The sequence below is a fragment of the Psychroserpens sp. genome (genome assembly GCF_034670085.1).
Classification (GTDB): domain Bacteria; phylum Bacteroidota; class Bacteroidia; order Flavobacteriales; family Flavobacteriaceae; genus Psychroserpens.
In genome coordinates this window covers 287,761-305,823 of the sequence record NZ_JAXMOD010000005.1, presented here as the reverse complement: position 1 = coordinate 305,823, position 18,063 = coordinate 287,761, and the positions used below count along the sequence as shown (strand labels likewise).

Here is an 18,063-nt window from a genome sequence, read left to right as displayed (position 1 = left end):
AACATTATGATTCATAAAGGAGCAATAGTATTAGGAGTATTAATAGGAGCAGCAGCTGGAGTGTTGTTAGCACCAGAAAAAGGCAGTACTACAAGAGATACTTTAAAAAAAGAAGGCAAGGATATAAAAGATCAAATAGCTAAAGATTTTGTAGAAGTTAAAGAAGATGTCTCTAAAGCAGCTAAATCTGGCACAGACAAACTAAAGGTCGAGCTAAAAAACATGGCTTCTAAGACAAGTTATAAAACTGAAAAAGCAATCACGTTTATAGAAAAACAATTAACCATATTAAAAGAAAAAAATAAAACGCTACAGAAGGCAGGTTAAAATTCTTTAAAAACTGTGGATTTAATAAATGGCCATTCTTCTTTTAAGATACCATAACAGCAGGTACTGCGTCTGAAACCGTTGTTCATAACGGTGTCTTTTCGCAAAAGACCTTCAAAAGTTACCCCTAATTTTTCAACAGCCTTTTTAGATTTTTGATTGCGATCATCTATTCTAAATTCTATTTTTTCAAACTCAAGTGTTTCAAAAGCATAATGAAGCATCAAAAATTTCATGTGTTTGTTTAATCCGCTACCTTGATAATCATGACCAATCCAAGTCCATCCAATATGTAAGGTTTTATGGTGCCAATTAATTAATCCAAATCTTGTGCTTCCAGCATAATCCTGTTGTTGTTTATCATATATAATAAAAGGCATGACGGTTTGGTTCTGAACTCCTTCCAGAGCAACTTCTACATAATTTCGTAGTTTTTCAGGAGAAGAAATATCACTTGGCGAATAATAAATTAAATCATTTTCTTGGGCAATTATTGTCAGTTGAAAATAATTATCCAATGTTAATGGCGATAGTTTTACGCGTTCATTTTCTAAGGTTGGTATGATCATAATTTTATACTAGGCTATTGATGAGCTCAACGTTAACAACATGTTTACCTTTAAACGGAAGAACGCTTAAATTATTACCAAATAGCGTTTCTGCTCTTTCTATTTCATAGGCAATACGTTCGTCATTTAAAAACTCATCTTGAGTGCCATAAATTAAGGTCACCTTAGGGTTAGTATGTTCAAATTCTTTAGGTGTTAATTCTTTTGGAATTCCTCCAGAATGCAATATGAGATGAGTACACTGTAATTTCCGCTTAGCAAGATATCGCATGGCTACGCTAACACCTTGTGAGTATCCAAAAACCATCAAATTTTTATCTTCAGGAATAGATTCCTTTTCAAATATGGCATCAAAATAGGTCATCACATTTTCGGTTTCGACTAAGGTATTCTCTTTAGTTAACCAGCTTGCTCCAACATGTTTAAACTTTGGAGCTTGATAATATTTGCTTTGTGCTTGAGGTGCAATAATATAGTTTTCTTGAGGATTGAGTTCTTTGAAATATTGAATAAAATATCGACTTAAATAGCCCATGCCATGACATACAAACCAAACATTTTTCGTGTTTTTAGTTAGTGTGTTCAAAGTTGAATAACTGTTGTTAATGGAATAAGAAATTTCAGTTTCGGTAGATTTCATTTTGTATTTTTGCTATCGACTTTAAAAATACAGTTTTCTATGCAATTATCTAAAGACGAAATAATGGCACAAGCCAATTTGGCAAGCAAAAACACTCTAATGGAAACCCTTTCTATTGAAATTATAGATTATGGTGTAGATTTCTTAGTTGCAAGAATGCCAGTTACACCAAAAGTGCATCAGCCAGATGGAGTCTTGCATGGAGGAGCAACAGTTGCTTTAGCTGAAAGTGTAGGTAGTTTTGCGTCTCATATTTTTATTGATACAGACCAGTTTTTTGTTCGCGGAATTGAAATTAATGCTAATCATTTAAAAAGTGTTACTGATGGATTTGTATATGCAAAAGCTACATTTTTGCACAAAGGTAGAACAACCCAGTTACAAGATATTCGAATCACAGATGATAATGATAGATTAATATCTGTTTGTAAGCTAACTACGATTACGCTTCCTAAAAAAAAATAAAGGATGCAATCAGACGATTTCTTTAAACATATTGAAAATCAGTTCCTCACAAACTTACCTTTTGTAGCCTACAGAAAGCCCAAGGATACTATTGCTAAAGCGTTGTTACAAAGTACTGAAGATTTATATTCGACACGTGTTTTTAATGAAAGTGGATTTGTGTTTTCTCCTTTTGATGATTCCAAACAAACCATTTTAATTCCTTTAGATAGTTCTAAATCTGTAACATGCGAATTAGGTACTTTACCCTTTAATGATTTACCACAGCATAACATTGATAGCAATCAAAACGAAAAAGAAGTTCATATAAATCTGGTTAAAAAAGGAATTAAATCCATTGAAACTGGACATTTACAAAAGGTTGTGCTTTCAAGATGTGAAGCAATTCCCTTTGCTGAAAACCAATTCATTTCGGTTTTTAAACAATTGCTTCATAATTATCCAAATGCATTTGTGTATTGTTGGTTTCATCCTAAAGTTGGACTTTGGCATGGAGCAACACCAGAAACATTAATTAGTGTTTCAGGAAATCGTTTTAAAACAATGGCTTTGGCAGGTACGCAATCGTATAAAAATTCAATTGAGGTCACTTGGCGAACTAAGGAGCGAGAAGAACAACAATTTGTTTCAGATTATATTAAGGACAGATTAAAATCTTCAGTAGACAGTTTTACAATTTCTGAACCCAAAACAGTACGAGCTGGAAACCTATTGCATTTGCAGTCTAATATTAGTGGAATACTTAACACCGAATTGCACACCATTTTGAAACAATTACATCCAACTCCAGCAGTTTGTGGGTTGCCAGTAAAAGAAGCCAAGGCGTTTATTCTTGAAAACGAATTGTATAATCGTGAGTTTTATACAGGGTTTTTGGGTGAGCTCAATTTAAAAGAGACCACGTCAAGAAACACGAACAGACGTAATGTTGAAAATAATGCCTATAACTCTGTCAAAACAGTGAGCCATTTGTATGTTAATCTGCGATGCATGCAAATCAAGAATAGTCAAGCCCTAATTTATGTTGGAGGAGGAATTACTAAAGATTCTAATCCAGAACAAGAATGGGAAGAAACAGTCTTTAAGAGTGAAACTATAAAAACATATATAGTTTAATAGGATTCTAACTCTGTTACAAAAAAGCCTGCATCTTCTTTTATTTGCCCAACTTGGTCATCCCAAAAGACATAGGTCGTATTTATAGTTCCAGAATCTTGATATGAAATTACTTTACATGTAAAAGTTCCAGCAGGAACAGTAATTGTAGAATCAACAGATATAACTTCACGAGTTACAATATCTCCACTTGGTTGTGTATATGTCCAAGTATCACCTAAAGCAGCATTTTGCTTATAGGTTACAGAAAAATAATCGCCATCATTATTAGAATCAATTTCTAAAAAATCACCATTTTGTCGGTAAAGATCAGTACCCATAAGTCCACCAAATGATCTATCAATATAGTAACCATTTGCATCACAATTTCCAAATTCCAATACAGCACCAGCACTATTACCATTAACGGCATAAGTCATTACTCTACCAGTTTGCAAAAATGGTATTGTAGTGTCACAACCACCAACAGCTGGATCTTGCTGATCACCATTACCGTTACCATCATCACTTGAACAAGTGAAAAATAATGATGAGACAATTAAACTGAATACAATATACTGACGTTTCATATGCTTTACTTTTTAAAATAAAAAAGTAAAACTAATTATTTTATGTAAATAAATTCTGATTAAAATAACATTATTTATTTTTTTAGTTTTCTATATGACAATATTGGCTATTTTTGAATAAGATATAGTTGATTCTTCATGAAACACCCTAAAATCCCATTGGCACAAACTGTAATTCAGTTATGCAAACTTAAACAGATCAAGCATATTGTTATTTCTCCAGGAAGCAGAAATGCGCCTCTTACAATAGGTTTTACTAGTGATAATTATTTCACCTGTTATAGTATTGTAGATGAGCGTTGTGCCGCTTTTTTTGCCTTAGGAATTGCACAACAAATTAAAGAAACTGTGGCTGTAATTTGCACGTCTGGTAGTGCGTTGTTAAATTATTATCCTGCAATTTCCGAAGCGTTTTATAGTGATATTCCTATAGCAATTTTGTCGGCAGATCGACCAAAACATTTGATTAATATTGGTGATGGGCAAACCATTAATCAGAAAAATGTATTTGAAAATCATATTGTGTATTCAGCGAATTTAAAACTAGATATTAAAGATGAAATCAATGTTCCTCATAATGAGGAATTGCCAATTTTTAAAAGTTTAGAAAATAAATTAGAACGCATATTAGGTTTGCAACAAGGCATTCAATCTTTTAATGAAGCTGAAATAAACATGGCTTTAAATTTAGCCAAGGTAAAAAAAGGACCTGTTCATATAAATATTCCTTTAGATGAACCACTTTATGAACTTACTGAAGCATTGTCAGTGAATCCTAAGTCAGAATCGTTGGACATAAAACCAATTAAAATTGATGAAGCAGAATTAGAAGATTGCATTGATGAATGGTATGTTGCAAAACGAAAAATGATTTTGGTTGGTGTTCTAGAACCAAACGCAATTGAACAGCAACTTTTAGACGAATTAGCTGATGATAGCAGTGTCATCGTGTTTACTGAAACCACTTCTAATTTGCATCATCCAAACTTTTTTCCAAGTATAGATAAATTGATTGCACCTCTATCTGAAGCCGAGTTAATAACTCTACAACCAGATATTTTAGTCACATTTGGTGGCATGATTGTGTCTAAGAAGATAAAAGCGTTTTTGCGTAAACACAAGCCTAAACAACATTGGCATATTGATAAGAAGAAAGCCTATGATACTTTTTTCTGCATAACTAAGCACATTGAAGCATCTCCAAATCAATTTTTCTCTGAGTTTTTATCAAAAGTTACTCACGTGACTAAGAGCAATTATTTTGATATATGGTTATCCACAAAAAAGCATCGAAGTAAAAAACATTTAGAATATATAAAAGAGATTCCGTTTTCAGATTTTAAAGTGTTTAGTCAAATTCTAAAAGCCCTTCCGAATAAAACGATACTTCAACTTGGAAATAGTTCTGCTGTGCGATATGCTCAATTATTTAATTTGAATCCATCTTTAGAGGTATTTTGTAACAGAGGAACTAGTGGTATCGATGGTAGCACTTCAACAGCAATAGGATGTGCTGTGGCTAAACCCAATAAAAAAACAACATGTATTACAGGAGATTTGAGTTTCTTTTATGATAGCAATGCTTTATGGAATAATTATATTCCAACTAGCTTCAGAATTATTGTCATTAACAATCAAGGAGGTGGTATTTTTAGAATTTTACCAGGTCATAAGAATACAGATAATTTTGATAATTTTTTTGAAACTACGCACCATTTGTCGGCTCAACATTTGTGCAAAATGTATAAATTTGAATATATCAAAGCATCTGATGAAACCGAACTATCCGAATCCCTAAAATCGTTTTTCACGACATCTAAAACACCAAAATTACTTGAGATTTTTACGCCACGAACAGAAAATGATAGTATTCTTTTAGAATATTTCAAATTTATTAAATAATTAATATTTGTGACTTATCCATAATTTATGTGTCTTAAAAATGACTATCTTTATATAGCTTTTAAAACACAAAAATTAATTAAAATGAGTAAAAGAGACGATTTAATTGTAAAGTATGCCGCAGACTTAAAAGATAAATGTGGTATAAATCCAGATATGGATTTATTGACAAAAGTAACTATTGGATGTGGACCATCAATCTATAATGCCGATTCTGCAACAGTTTCAGGATCTGATGATTCGGAATTAGCAACTGTAAAAAACAATTTTTTAATCAAAAAATTAGGATTAAAAGATAATGCAGATTTAGACAAGGGTATTGATGCAGTAATGGAAACTTACGGAAAGTCAAACCGTAACAAATACAGAGCAGTAGTTTATTATTTACTGACTAAACATTTTAAGAAGGAGTCAGTTTATTAAAAACTAACTTTTATAAGTGTAAAAAGTGTTGTGGTTCTATTAGAATTGTAACGCTTTTTTTATTTCTATTATGTAATATCTGTATCTTTGCCGCATGATAAAAATTGGAGAATATAATACGCTAGATATCATTCGTGAAAGTGAACAAGGATTATACCTTGCCGATGCTGATGGAAATGAGGTACTATTGCCAAATAGATATGTCCCTGAGGAATTTAAAATTTGGGAACCAATAGATGTTTTTGTGTATTTGGATAATGAAGAAAGACCAGTTGCAGTAACTGATGAACCTTTTGTAACTGTCGATAATTTTGCAGTATTACGTTGTAATCAAGTCACAGATCATGGTGCCTTTTTAGATTGGGGAATGGTTAAGGAATTGTTTTGTCCTTTTAGAGAGCAAGCCTTTAAAATGAAAGCTGGTGGTTGGTATTTAATATTCTGCTATTTAGATAAAGAATCGGGTAGGTTAGTAGCGTCAAGTAAAACCAATAGCTTTTTAGATAATAAAGATTTAACAGTTCAACAATTTGACGAGGTAGATCTTATTGTATCCCATCCTTCAGAACTAGGTATGAATGTGATAGTTAATAAACTTCATCAAGGATTAATTTTCAAAGATGATATTTATAAAGAATTAAGTGTAGGCGATCAACTTAAAGGTATTGTGAAAAAAGTACGTCCAGATAATAAATTAGACATTACTTTAGGTCAAATAGGATATCGTAATATAGAGCCTAATGCTGAAAAAATTCTTCACACACTAGAAGATAGCGAAGGGTTTTTACCTTTAACTGATAAATCTAATCCAGATCAGATTAAAGACGAACTTGAAATGAGTAAAAAGAGCTTCAAAAAAGCAATTGGTACCCTTTATAAACAACGATTGATTACTATCGATTCTGATGGAATTCGATTAGTTTAGAGACATCATGATTTTATCTTGTACTCGTTTATTAACAGTATCTAAAGCTTCGTATAAATTGTCATAACTGATATTGTCTGAAGAACAAAAGCTACTTTCAATAATTGCATTCATTCGTCCAGCTTCATTATGACTAACAATGCCATATGCTACCATATTTGGAAAGATTGATTTTACTTCGGGAGTTTCTAACAATGAAATAGAGTAGGAATTCACTCGGTTTGCTATTAATCCAAATGGTTTTGTGTTTCCGAAGAAATTCATTAAATCATTAATAGTTTTTCTGCCTGAATTTAAATCTAAATGTAAGCCTTCGTTAAATTCAACCACTGCAATATGGTTGAAAAAATGAAGCATTCCTGCATCAGATTGTTCTTGTTTAATAATTTGTGAAGTAACGTTTGAATCTACAATTGTCATATCCCTAATTTTGAATTTGTTTAACTAATTAAATTGCATTTTAAGTGTAATCATAAATGATGCCATAGCTTTAGACACGACTTTTTTTAATTAGTCACATAAAAATAGTCATGAATCTATTGTACGTTTTCATTTACAGTTTTGGATGTTTTAGTACTTACATATTATAGATAAAAGCATTATTTTTGTGCTAAACAGATTTAAGTATGGATAAAGCAAAATGGGTTACAGTTAAAACCTATGAAGATATAACCTATAAAAAATGCAATGGTGTTGCTAGAATAGCATTTAATCGCCCAGATATTAGGAATGCTTTTAGACCAAAAACAACTAGCGAACTTTATGATGCGTTTTACGATGCTAACGAAGATGTAAACATTGGAGTTGTATTGTTATCTGCTGAAGGTCCTTCAACAAAAGATGGTATTTGGAGTTTTTGTTCTGGTGGTGATCAAAAGGCTAGAGGTCATCAAGGTTACGTAGGAGAAGATGGTTACCATCGCTTAAATATTCTTGAAGTGCAACGTTTAATCCGTTTCATGCCAAAAGCAGTCATTGCTGTTGTTCCTGGTTGGGCCGTTGGTGGTGGTCATAGTTTACATGTGGTATGTGATTTGACTTTAGCGAGTAAAGAACACGCTATTTTTAAGCAAACTGATGCAGATGTCACTAGTTTTGATGGTGGTTATGGTTCAGCATATTTGGCAAAAATGGTCGGACAAAAGAGAGCGCGTGAAATATTTTTCCTCGGAAGAAATTATTCAGCACAAGATGCTTATGATATGGGAATGGTAAATGCTGTTATTCCTCATGATGACTTAGAAGATACTGCCTACGAATGGGCTCAAGACATATTAGCCAAATCACCTACATCGATTAAGATGCTTAAGTTCGCAATGAATCTAACCGATGACGGAATGGTCGGACAACAAGTTTTTGCAGGTGAAGCAACGCGATTGGCATATATGACAGATGAAGCAAAAGAAGGTCGTGATGCATTTTTAGAAAAACGTAAGCCTAATTTCGACAAAAAATGGATTCCATAAATAGATCGCTATTGTATGTTTAAAAAAATTAAGCCTTGGATTTCCGCATTTCGTTTAAGAACCTTACCCTTGTCCGTTTCTGGAATTATAATTGGAGCTTGTCTTGCCGAACACAATGGTGCATTTAATATTTTTGTGTTTATCATCGCTATTTTATTGACCATCAGTTTACAAATACTGTCCAATCTTGCCAATGATTATGGTGACGGAGTCAAAGGAACAGATAATGAAAATAGAGTTGGTCCAGAACGCGCAATTCAAAGTGGTGCGATAAGTGAGCATGAAATGATGCATGGCATCAAAAACAATATCTTAATAGTTGTTGGTTTAGCTGTTGCTCTTATTTATACATCATTTGGTGTAAGTCACTTATTGCTTTCGCTCTTGTTCTTCCTACTGGCTGGTTTATCCATTTATGCAGCAATTAGCTATACTGTAGGAGAATCTGCTTATGGTTATAGAGGATTAGGAGATATATTTGTTTTTATATTCTTCGGTTTAGTTAGTGTTGGTGGTAGTTATTTGTTGTTTGTCAAAGGACTGGACCATCATGTTTTTTTACCTGCAGTCTCTCTTGGGTTATTAAGTACAGGTGTACTAAATCTAAACAATATGCGAGATTTAGATTCAGATAAGGTGTCTAATAAGATAACTTTTGCTGTTAAACTCGGAAAGAAAAAAGCGAAGCAATACCATATGTTTTTAATTGGTTCTGCTATTGTTGTTTCATTTATTTTTGGATTGCTTTATTTTTCATCGTTTTATAATTTACTTTTTTTCATTGCTTATGTACCGTTATGTATTCATATGATTAAAATTAATAAAGCTAAGGCACCTAATGATTTTGATTCTCAATTAAAAGTGTTAGCCTTAACTACTTTCTTATTTTCTGTTCTTTTGGGAGTAGGTTATATTTTATAATTTTTTTAACACAATTGTTTGGTTTTCAAATAATTAATCCTTATATTTAATACAGAAATTTTGTAGGTTAACATTGTTTGCTATTATGTTAACAATAAAATTTGGGGCTTTAAAACTCAGACACATTATCTTTAATCTGTCTGAGTTTTTTCGTATTTTACAATGCTTAAATTATCCATTCAAATTCTCTTCATATGCAAATTACATTTTACGGTCACGCAAGCTTGGGTATTAAAATCGCCGATGTTCATATTCTTGTTGACCCTTTTATATCTGGAAACCCCAAAGCTTCAACAATTAATATCGAAAATCTTAAAGCCGATTACATTTTAGTAACGCATGCACATCAAGATCATATTTTAGATGTTGAAGCCATTGCTAAGCTAACAGGAGCTGTTGTTGTGTCTAATTTTGAAATCGCTACACATTACGATAAACTAGGAATAGAAAACCATCCCATGAACCATGGTGGTCAATGGGATTTTGAATTTGGAGTTGTGAAATATGTAAATGCCATTCATACATCATCGTTTCCAGATGGTAGTTATGGTGGACAACCAGGAGGTTTTGTTATTGAAGGCGAACATAAGAATATTTACATAGCAGGAGATACAGCTTTAACCATGGATATGAAATTGATTCCTTTGCGTACTAAACTTGATTTAGCAATTTTACCCATTGGAGATAATTTTACCATGGGAATTGACGATGCTATATTAGCTAGCGATTTTGTACAATGTGATAAAGTCCTAGGATATCACTTTGATACATTTGGTTATATCGAAATTGATCATGAAGCTGCAAAACGCAAATTCTTTGATAAGGATAAAGATTTAATGCTACTAGAAATAGGTGAAAGTATTGAGTTGTAATGCTTTTAATTTTTCTTGAGCCATTCAGCTCTTAGGTCATCACTAACGGTTCCAGTACCATCGTGTTTCCAACCTGGAGGTTTGATTAAATAAAGCATTCTGTTTTTTATCGATTTTTGACCTGAAAACGCATCCTTAAACATTTGAATCCATTCAATAAAAGCAATCTTTATTGGGTTATAAGTGTTAATATTCTTTACCAATCCATATACGACTTTTTCATTGTCTAATTCTGGTTGAAAAGTCCCGAAGAGTTTATCCCAAATAATTAAAATACCTGCATGGTTTCTGTCTAAATATAATGGGTTACTTCCATGGTGTACACGATGATGTGATGGAGTATTAAAAATAGCTTCAATCCAACGTGGTAATTTGTGTATAGTTTCTGTATGAATCCAAAATTGATACAAAAGACTTATAGACATTTGAAGCATAATTAAAGCAGGATGAAAGCCTAATAACGGTAGCCATAACCAAAATATAAAGGTGTAAAATCCTCCAGACCAAGTCTGACGTAACGCTGTACTAAGATTATAGTGTTGAGAAGAATGATGCACCACATGAGAAGCCCAAAATATGCGACATTCATGAGACACACGATGAAACCAATAATAAGCAAAGTCATCAGCAAAGACTATTAAAATAAAACACCACCAGGTAATAGGAATCGTGAATAGCCTAAAGTTTTCATAGATATAAAAAAAGGATAGTAGTACTAATGCTTTGCTGAAAAAACCCAAAAAAACATTCCCTAATCCCATAGCAATGGAGGAAAATGCATCTTTTGGCTCATAAGTTTTGATCCCTTGCTTTATAGTTACAAACAGCTCTAAGAGCATTGCGAATATGAAAAATGGAATGGCATATAATATGATATTTGGGAAATTAGGATCTTCCATTTAAGACAAAGGTTTTTGCTAAAGTACGAAATCCTTAAAAATCTTTACTTTTGCATAAAAATTTAAGTTATGAAACTCAAACTATTTCTATTAAGTTCAATGTTTTTTGTAGGCAATGCCTTTTCTCAAGTTGAATCTGGTAAAACAGGAGCTTGGTATATGTATTTCTTTAACCACCAATTTAAAGAGAGTCAATTTGGTTTTCAAGGTGATATCCAGTATCGTAATTGGAATTTAGGAGGCGATTTAGAACAATTGCTAATTAGAGCAGGAGCAACGTATACTCCTAAAAATTCAAATGTAATGTTAACGCTTGGTTATGGTCATATAACCTCTGGAGAATTTGGTGACGGAAATGCAACATCTGTTGAAAGTAGAATTTACCAAGAAGTCTTAATTCCTCAGAAATTAGGAAAGAGATTGCACTTTACGCATCGCTTTAGGTATGAGCAGCGATTTGTTGAAAATCAAGACTTTAGAACTCGATATCGTTATAACTTATTTTTAAATGTTCCGTTTAATAATACGGCGTTAGAAAAAGGAACATATTATGCAGCTTTGTATAATGAGTTGTTTGTTAACGGACAAAAAGATATTGGAGATGGAAGAGAAGTAGAGTTCTTTGATCGTAATCGAACCTATTTAGGTTTAGGCTATGTTTTGAAGCCAGGTATGCGTTTTCAATTGGGTTGGATGAATCAAAAAACAAATGCAATTGGAAAAGCACAACTGCAATTAAGTTTTCATCACAAATTCTAATTTTAGAACCTTTATTTTTGCCCTATAATGACTGCAACTTTTCATCGATACATCCTTAATTTTAAAAATGCCAGTGGTACGTCTCGAGGGATTTTGAAAACCAAGGAAACCTGGTTCATCATTATCACTGATAATAACAAAACTGGTATTGGTGAATGTGGCTTATTCAGAGGCTTGAGTGTTGATGATCGCCCTGATTATGAGGAAACATTGCAATGGGCTTGCAATCATATTCATCTAGGTTTAGCTAAATTGCTTGACAAATTAATTGAATTTCCAAGTATTCAGTTTGGCTTAGAACAAGCCTTTAAATCTATTGCATCTCAATCTTCATTCGAATTATTTCCTTCAGACTTCACAACTGGTAAAGCGTCAATACCTATTAATGGTTTGATATGGATGGGAAGTGAAGCCTTTATGAAAGACCAAATAAAAGATAAATTAAAAGCTGGTTTCACTTGTATCAAAATGAAAATTGGTGCTATAGATTTTGAAACCGAATTGGCACTTCTTAAATCTATTAGACAAGAATTTTCAGCTAATGATATTGAATTACGCGTTGATGCCAATGGTGCATTTGCTCCTAAACACGCGTTAGAAAAGCTTAAACGCTTATCTGATTACGATTTACATTCCATAGAACAACCAATTAAACAAGGACAGTTTGAAGCCATGGCAACGCTTTGTAAACAATCACCTTTACCAATTGCATTAGATGAAGAACTAATAGGCGTGTTTTCTGTAACAAAACAAACCGAAGTACTACAAATGATTAAGCCGCATTACATCATTTTAAAACCAAGTTTAATAGGTGGATGGCAAGGAAGCCAACAATGGATTGATATTGCTGAAGATAACGATATTGGATGGTGGATTACAAGTGCATTAGAAAGTAACGTTGGCTTAAATGCTATTGCGCAATGGACGTTTACCCTTAATAGTAAGTTACCACAAGGCCTAGGAACAGGGAGTTTGTTCACAAACAATATTGAAAGTCCGTTATTAGTAAAAAATGGTACATTGCGGCACGATAATAACCAAGATTGGAATATCACCAATCTTAATATATAATTTGAGACTATGTTTATAAAACAAGCATTTAAAGTAGAACATGATTTTTGGAGATATTTAATTGGATCTGTAGTTGTTCTTATAGCCGCTTTAATTGGGCAAATGCCTCTTTTAGTAGCTATTATTTGGAAAGGCATTCAAGATGGAGGTCAAGGATTAGAAAGTATTACTGAGGAATCTATGTATACAATGTTAGATTCAAATTTATTTCTATTCCTAATGTTAATTTCATTTTTAGCGGCATTTGTAGGACTTTATTTTGTAGTAAAATATATCCATAAGCAAACCATGACATCTATAGCTACAGCTCGACCTAAATTAGATTGGAGACGAATTTGGTTTGCATTCATATTTTGGGGCATTCTATCTTCAGGTTTGGTATTACTGGATTATTTTTATTTAGCACCAGAAAATTATGAATTCAATTTTGAATGGCAACGTTTCGCTATACTAGCAGTAATTGCCATAGCACTGATTCCTTTTCAAACAAGTTTAGAAGAGTACCTTTTTAGAGGCTATTTAATGCAAGGCTTTGGAACAGCAACAAAGGATAAGTACTTTCCATTTGCATTTATATATTCCATGCTATTTATTCCATTGTTTGTAGTCGCAAATATTCTTACTGACATTAATCTTTTAACCAATCTGGCACTAGGTTCTGGAGCTATAATATTCGGGATAATAGTTTTTCAAGCCCTAAAAAAGTTTGATTTTTTTACTTCTAAAACTAATGAAAGCTTAAGGAATGTTTGTAAAAGAAATTGGACACCAATTTTAATTACGTCTATTATTTTTGGTGGACTTCATATGGCAAATCCTGAAGTTGGAAAATTGGGATACACTATCATGATTTATTACATAGGTACTGGATTATTTTGGGGAATAATGACAATTATGGATGACGGATTAGAACTGGCTTTAGGCTTCCATGCTGCAAACAATTTATTTACAGCTTTACTAGTAACAACAGATTGGACGGTGTTCCAAACACATTCAATTTTGAAAGACACGTCAGAGCCTGAACTAGCTATGATTGATATGATTGTACCAGTCTTTATCATCTATCCTATACTACTATTTATATTCTCCAAAGTCTATAAATGGACGAATTGGAAAGATAAAATATTTGGACGCATAGATGAGCCACCAAAAGATGATTATAAGATTATTGTATAATAAAAAAAGCGACTTTATAGTCGCTTTTTTTATGGTTTACTAAAAGGTTATTATTCTACTGCTTTAAATAAAATAGCAGCTTTATTAAAATCTGATGCGGCATTAATAACCTGTCTGAATTCTTCATACTTGTTAAGATTAAACTCATGTGTTTTATAGAATTCTTCAATTGTTATTATAATTTTGTTTTTTTCTAATTTATAATTGGACTCAAATTTCGCAGTTTCCTTTCCATTAACAGCAACATATCTCTTATCAATCATTAAAGATTCTAAACCTTCTACAGTATGACCTTCAGGAATAGTAACTATAATTTCATAATTATAGCGGTTTGGATAAATCATTTCAATTGGATTGATACGTTCGGTTTCTTGGTATAACTCGCTTTGCGTACCAATTACCAATCCTATTTGAAAAATGTAACTATCACCAACATCTTCCAATAATACTTCAGAAGAAATCGTTGTTTTAACTTTAAAAGGCACATTATATTCTAATTGATTCATATCTGTGTTGAAGGTCTCATAGCTCAAAATCTCTTTATCTTCTATCCCTGAACCCGTTAAATAATCTTTGTACTCTGTAATACCTTGTTCTGTAGAAAGGTTTAAAACAGCTCTACTTGTTTCAGACCAATGCCCATAATACTCTTGATCTTGTTCAATGGTGACACTTTCAAAGTTGTTTTTAAATGAAATGTTCATATCCCTTCTAATTCGGCTATAATCTGGATCTTCTTGTATGATTTTTGAAAAGTAATGCTTGAAATCTGAAGAGATAAACAAACCATAATTACCTAAAATATTAAAAGGCGCTTCACCAATTCTTGCTTCAAAGCGATCTGGTGCTATATATTTTCTCTCAGAAGGAATATAGATTAAGAAATCTCTAAGCATTCCTGGCACAAAGAATTCAGGATCAAATTTATTCAAAAAACGATTGGAAGTAATTACAATTTCGAATTCAACATCAAGTGCTGTTAAATATTGTGCATAGACTTTTAGAATTCCGTAATCACTAGATGAGCGATTTGTAAGGATATAATTTAAGTCGGAAAGTTCCTGATTATTATTCTTTACAATCGTGTAATTAGATTTGATAAAAATATCAACAAGAGCAGCCTTCTTAAAATTGTTAAGATCAGTTATTCCTGCTACAATTGTATTAACATCTTCTTTAGCTTTACTGACCACAGTCTCCGGGAAAAATTGTCGCCCAATATTATTTGAAACGTTTCTCCAAAAATTGTTTTGAGTAATACTTTGTCCTTTAAGAAAGCACTGATATACAACTGCAATATTATTTGCCTTTGGTGTTGCATATTCTTCATCTACCATTGCAGGAATATCTTTAATAGTTAAAAGCTTAGCTTTATCGCCATTAATTCTATGGGGTTCGAAAGTTTCAAGTGTTCTGTAAGCTTTTACATTAGATTGCAGTTTGCCAGTTATAAATAAGAACTGAGCTTCTTTTATTTTGTAATTCGATTGAATAGTTTCAGAACCATAAATTTCGAATTCTCTTTCAACAGTGTATAGGACTTCTATTTCAGAATTAGATTCAGCACCTTCAATGGCGAATATTTTAAAATCCCCATATTCTTCAACATTACTAACATCCTTAATGTTGTCTTCATTAAGTAAAACTACTTTTCCAGAAGGACTAATGGTTCTAGCTTTAACATCAATAAGCTGTTTTACATCATACATTGGTATGTAAACGGTATTATGCTGTGCAATTCCTAAATCATCATTAACTCGAATAATGGTATGTTTCGTTTCATAAACTCTAGGTTCAGGTGAATTTTCTTCAACGTCATACTCAACAATAACCTTCTTTAAAATAGCTACAGACGATGCCTTTTTTTCGTCATCGGTTAATTCGTGTAGTTTTGGCTTTTTCTCCCAATCATAAGTCTTGTAATGTTGAGCAAAACTTGAAGTACTTGTAATTAATAAGGCTATAAGTGCAATTTTCTTAATCATTATATGTGTTCTAATATTATACTTTTTTTGTAGGCTTTTTGTAAGCTTTTTATAAAACTATTCCAGTGTATGAAATCGTCTTTTTTGATACTTAAGGTTTTAACATAAATAAACTTGGTTTGGGTGATGATATTGTCTTTCAATTCATAACTAATGTTAAAACCGTAATTTGGGTTGTCAAAAGATAATTCATCAGGAATATAACTCGCTTTATAACCTTCAGGAACTTCGAAATTAGTCGTAAACTGTTTTTCAAATTGATAATCTATTTTTTTACTATACTTACGATCTTTAATGTCTAAATCACTACCAGATAGTGAGCGATCAATATTCAAATTGATATAAATTTTATCACCAATATTTCTTGTATAGCTGTCAATGTCTAAATTGTATTCTAAAATTAGTGGCAAACTTTTGTTATCAAAATTTATTTTAGAAATGTTGGTGTATTTTGTTTTATTATTTCCAAGTGCAAGCGTTGTATTAAGATATTCTTCTTCAGTTTTACTGTCTTTTTTATAGATGTAATCTGAAACGAATTCAACTTTATCATAGCCTTTCAATGAACGTTTTTCTGAAACTTTTACAGTTTCATTTTCTAAAGTCATATTTGAAATAACATTGGTTATACTTTGACTTGATTTTTGTGCAGGAACTTTAACGATTTTAAAATTATCTTTATCAATGCCTATAAGAGCTTCTTTGTTTTGTATAAAAGAACTTGGCATTCCAAAAGGAACATAACTACTAGTTGCATCAAGAAAGATTGTATCATTTTCAATAATTGTGGTTGTAATGACATGATCATCCACATAGACAGAAGGCAACTCAAAGTAGGAGTATGGCTTGTTTCTTGAACCAATCCAAGTTCTGTAAGCTTCTATGTCAACATGATTAAGCATTTCATAGAGTAAGTTTGACATGGCCTTACAGTCGCCATAACGAGTTTTACATGTTGAAGCTGCACTAGCTGGAATAAATCCACCATAACCATCACCAAAGGCAATATAATTGATATTGTCTTGAACCCAATCAAAAATAGCTTTTGCTTTTTCTGCTTTTGAGGTTAAACCTTTGGTAACTTCATCTGCAATTTGATGAACTTTATTTAAATCACTTTCATCAATTTTTTCTGTCAAACTAAAATACCATTTGTATAAATTTTCTAAAGTTCCTGAAACACCAATTTTTTCATTTTTATATTGATAATTTTTTATATAAAAAATAATATGAGGCAAATAATATGTAATAGCTTCGCTATCATCTTCTCCTTCAAATCCTTCAGTATTATTGGCACTCCAAGTATAGATGTAGCTTGAATCTGTTTCTTCTTTAATAAATTCTACATTTATTGATTCAGTATTGAATTGCGTGTAGCCCAATTCTACAGTTTTGGGAAATTCTACAGAAAGTTTGGCGCTTTTCGTTGGCACATAACTAGCAAATTGAAAATCGCCAAGAAAATGAGGTTCTACAATTAATCGCTCATAATTTACATGTGTTTCAGCACCTTTTTTTACAGCAGGAAATATGAAGCTTTTATACTCATCATCACTATAAAACACCATATTGTCAAATTGTTGTTGTGTTTCAATATAATCAACCTTAATTTTTTTATCTGTTTCCGGAATATATGTGTAGGCATCAATATTCCTAAATTGCATAAAATTATTATTATATGGAATGGTTACATTGGCATAAAATAAATTTTTTGAGCTTAAGAATTTTCCTTGCTCTGAAATATTTTGAACAATATTAAATTTGTCGTCATTCAGACTTATTTTAATATGTTCGTGTCGTTTGAGATAGATATAATCTTCATCTGAAAAATCTTGTGACCAACATAAACAAGGTACAAGCAAGAAAAAGAAAAAATATTTAGGCATTGTTAGGGGTTTTAATTCAAATATAGACTATTTATCTTTAACTTAGTTGTGTTAAAAATAGTATATAAACGTATAGCTAATATCATACCAAA

General features: G+C 32.0%; 19 protein-coding genes. 12 read left to right on the top strand and 7 right to left on the bottom strand.

Annotated elements, in window-relative coordinates; genetic code table 11:
• Positions 1-6 precede the first annotated feature (6 nt).
• The gene (locus VOI25_RS10730) at positions 7-327 is read left to right on the top strand and encodes a YtxH domain-containing protein (protein WP_323789072.1); all 321 of its coding nucleotides are present in this window, start codon (positions 7-9) and stop codon (positions 325-327) included.
• Here the strand turns inward: VOI25_RS10730 and VOI25_RS10725 are convergent.
• Positions 324-896 (bottom strand): GNAT family protein, encoded by a 573-nt coding sequence (locus VOI25_RS10725; RefSeq protein ID WP_323789071.1) that lies wholly within the window; start codon positions 894-896, stop codon positions 324-326. The two genes, VOI25_RS10730 and VOI25_RS10725, sit on opposite strands and share 4 nt — an antisense overlap.
• A 4-nt stretch (positions 897-900) precedes the next feature.
• Positions 901-1,536, bottom strand: a complete 636-nt coding sequence (locus VOI25_RS10720) for an esterase (RefSeq protein ID WP_323789070.1) — start codon at positions 1,534-1,536, stop codon at positions 901-903.
• 39 nt (positions 1,537-1,575) lie between these two features.
• Here VOI25_RS10720 and VOI25_RS10715 point away from each other — a divergent pair, with 39 nt between their 5' ends.
• Positions 1,576-2,001: a PaaI family thioesterase gene (locus tag VOI25_RS10715; RefSeq protein WP_323789069.1), complete on the top strand. Its 426-nt coding sequence runs from the start codon at positions 1,576-1,578 to the stop codon at positions 1,999-2,001.
• Positions 2,002-2,004: 3 nt separating this feature from the next.
• Entirely contained in the window at positions 2,005-3,117 is a 1,113-nt protein-coding gene (locus tag VOI25_RS10710) for a chorismate-binding protein (RefSeq protein ID WP_323789068.1), read from the top strand.
• Here VOI25_RS10710 and VOI25_RS10705 read toward each other — a convergent pair.
• On the bottom strand, positions 3,114-3,686 hold the full coding sequence (locus VOI25_RS10705) for a hypothetical protein (RefSeq protein ID WP_323789067.1): 573 nt from the start codon (positions 3,684-3,686) through the stop codon (positions 3,114-3,116). The two genes, VOI25_RS10710 and VOI25_RS10705, sit on opposite strands and share 4 nt — an antisense overlap.
• Before the next feature lie 138 nt (positions 3,687-3,824).
• On the opposite strand from VOI25_RS10705, the gene menD reads away from it, so the two are divergent.
• From menD to VOI25_RS10690, 3 genes are all read left to right on the top strand, one after another.
• Positions 3,825-5,588, top strand: coding sequence for a 2-succinyl-5-enolpyruvyl-6-hydroxy-3-cyclohexene-1-carboxylic-acid synthase (menD, locus tag VOI25_RS10700; RefSeq protein WP_323789066.1), 1,764 nt, complete (start codon positions 3,825-3,827; stop codon positions 5,586-5,588).
• Positions 5,589-5,672: 84 nt separating this feature from the next.
• Entirely contained in the window at positions 5,673-6,011 is a 339-nt protein-coding gene (locus VOI25_RS10695; RefSeq protein ID WP_323789065.1) for a DUF2853 family protein, read from the top strand.
• Positions 6,012-6,105: 94 nt separating this feature from the next.
• Positions 6,106-6,936: a S1 RNA-binding domain-containing protein gene (locus tag VOI25_RS10690; RefSeq protein WP_323789064.1), complete on the top strand. Its 831-nt coding sequence runs from the start codon at positions 6,106-6,108 to the stop codon at positions 6,934-6,936.
• Here VOI25_RS10690 and VOI25_RS10685 read toward each other — a convergent pair.
• Positions 6,928-7,356 (bottom strand): hypothetical protein, encoded by a 429-nt coding sequence (locus tag VOI25_RS10685; RefSeq protein WP_323789063.1) that lies wholly within the window; start codon positions 7,354-7,356, stop codon positions 6,928-6,930. The genes VOI25_RS10690 and VOI25_RS10685 overlap by 9 nt on opposite strands.
• Positions 7,357-7,562: 206 nt before the next feature.
• On the opposite strand from VOI25_RS10685, the gene VOI25_RS10680 reads away from it, so the two are divergent.
• From VOI25_RS10680 to VOI25_RS10670, 3 genes are all read left to right on the top strand, one after another.
• A complete protein-coding gene (locus tag VOI25_RS10680) occupies positions 7,563-8,402 on the top strand; it encodes a 1,4-dihydroxy-2-naphthoyl-CoA synthase (RefSeq protein WP_323789062.1) in 840 nt (279 codons plus the stop codon).
• Between the two features lie 15 nt (positions 8,403-8,417).
• Positions 8,418-9,323, top strand: coding sequence for a 1,4-dihydroxy-2-naphthoate octaprenyltransferase (gene menA / locus VOI25_RS10675; RefSeq protein ID WP_323789061.1), 906 nt, complete (start codon positions 8,418-8,420; stop codon positions 9,321-9,323).
• 194 nt (positions 9,324-9,517) lie between these two features.
• Positions 9,518-10,195: a metal-dependent hydrolase gene (locus VOI25_RS10670; protein WP_323789060.1), complete on the top strand. Its 678-nt coding sequence runs from the start codon at positions 9,518-9,520 to the stop codon at positions 10,193-10,195.
• Positions 10,196-10,200: 5 nt separating this feature from the next.
• On the opposite strand, the gene VOI25_RS10665 is transcribed toward VOI25_RS10670, so the two are convergent.
• The gene (locus VOI25_RS10665; protein WP_323789059.1) at positions 10,201-11,094 is read right to left on the bottom strand and encodes a sterol desaturase family protein; all 894 of its coding nucleotides are present in this window, start codon (positions 11,092-11,094) and stop codon (positions 10,201-10,203) included.
• Between the two features lie 69 nt (positions 11,095-11,163).
• Between VOI25_RS10665 and VOI25_RS10660 the strand changes: the two genes are divergently transcribed.
• From VOI25_RS10660 to VOI25_RS10650, 3 genes are read left to right on the top strand one after another with little or no spacing between them, the layout of a single operon-like run.
• Entirely contained in the window at positions 11,164-11,853 is a 690-nt protein-coding gene (locus tag VOI25_RS10660; RefSeq protein ID WP_323789058.1) for a DUF2490 domain-containing protein, read from the top strand.
• A gap of 27 nt (positions 11,854-11,880) precedes the next feature.
• A complete protein-coding gene (locus VOI25_RS10655; RefSeq protein ID WP_323789057.1) occupies positions 11,881-12,924 on the top strand; it encodes an o-succinylbenzoate synthase in 1,044 nt (347 codons plus the stop codon).
• Between the two features lie 9 nt (positions 12,925-12,933).
• Positions 12,934-14,100 (top strand): CPBP family intramembrane glutamic endopeptidase, encoded by a 1,167-nt coding sequence (locus tag VOI25_RS10650; RefSeq protein ID WP_323789056.1) that lies wholly within the window; start codon positions 12,934-12,936, stop codon positions 14,098-14,100.
• A 50-nt stretch (positions 14,101-14,150) separates the two neighbouring features.
• Here VOI25_RS10650 and VOI25_RS10645 read toward each other — a convergent pair whose 3' ends face one another.
• Both VOI25_RS10645 and VOI25_RS10640 read right to left on the bottom strand, forming a co-directional pair.
• Complete coding sequence (locus VOI25_RS10645) at positions 14,151-16,085, bottom strand: DUF3857 domain-containing protein (protein WP_323789055.1); 1,935 nt, start codon at positions 16,083-16,085, stop codon at positions 14,151-14,153.
• Positions 16,085-17,971, bottom strand: a complete 1,887-nt coding sequence (locus tag VOI25_RS10640) for a DUF3857 domain-containing protein (protein WP_323789054.1) — start codon at positions 17,969-17,971, stop codon at positions 16,085-16,087. The genes VOI25_RS10645 and VOI25_RS10640 overlap by 1 nt, the downstream gene beginning before the upstream one ends.
• Positions 17,972-18,063 lie beyond the last annotated feature (92 nt).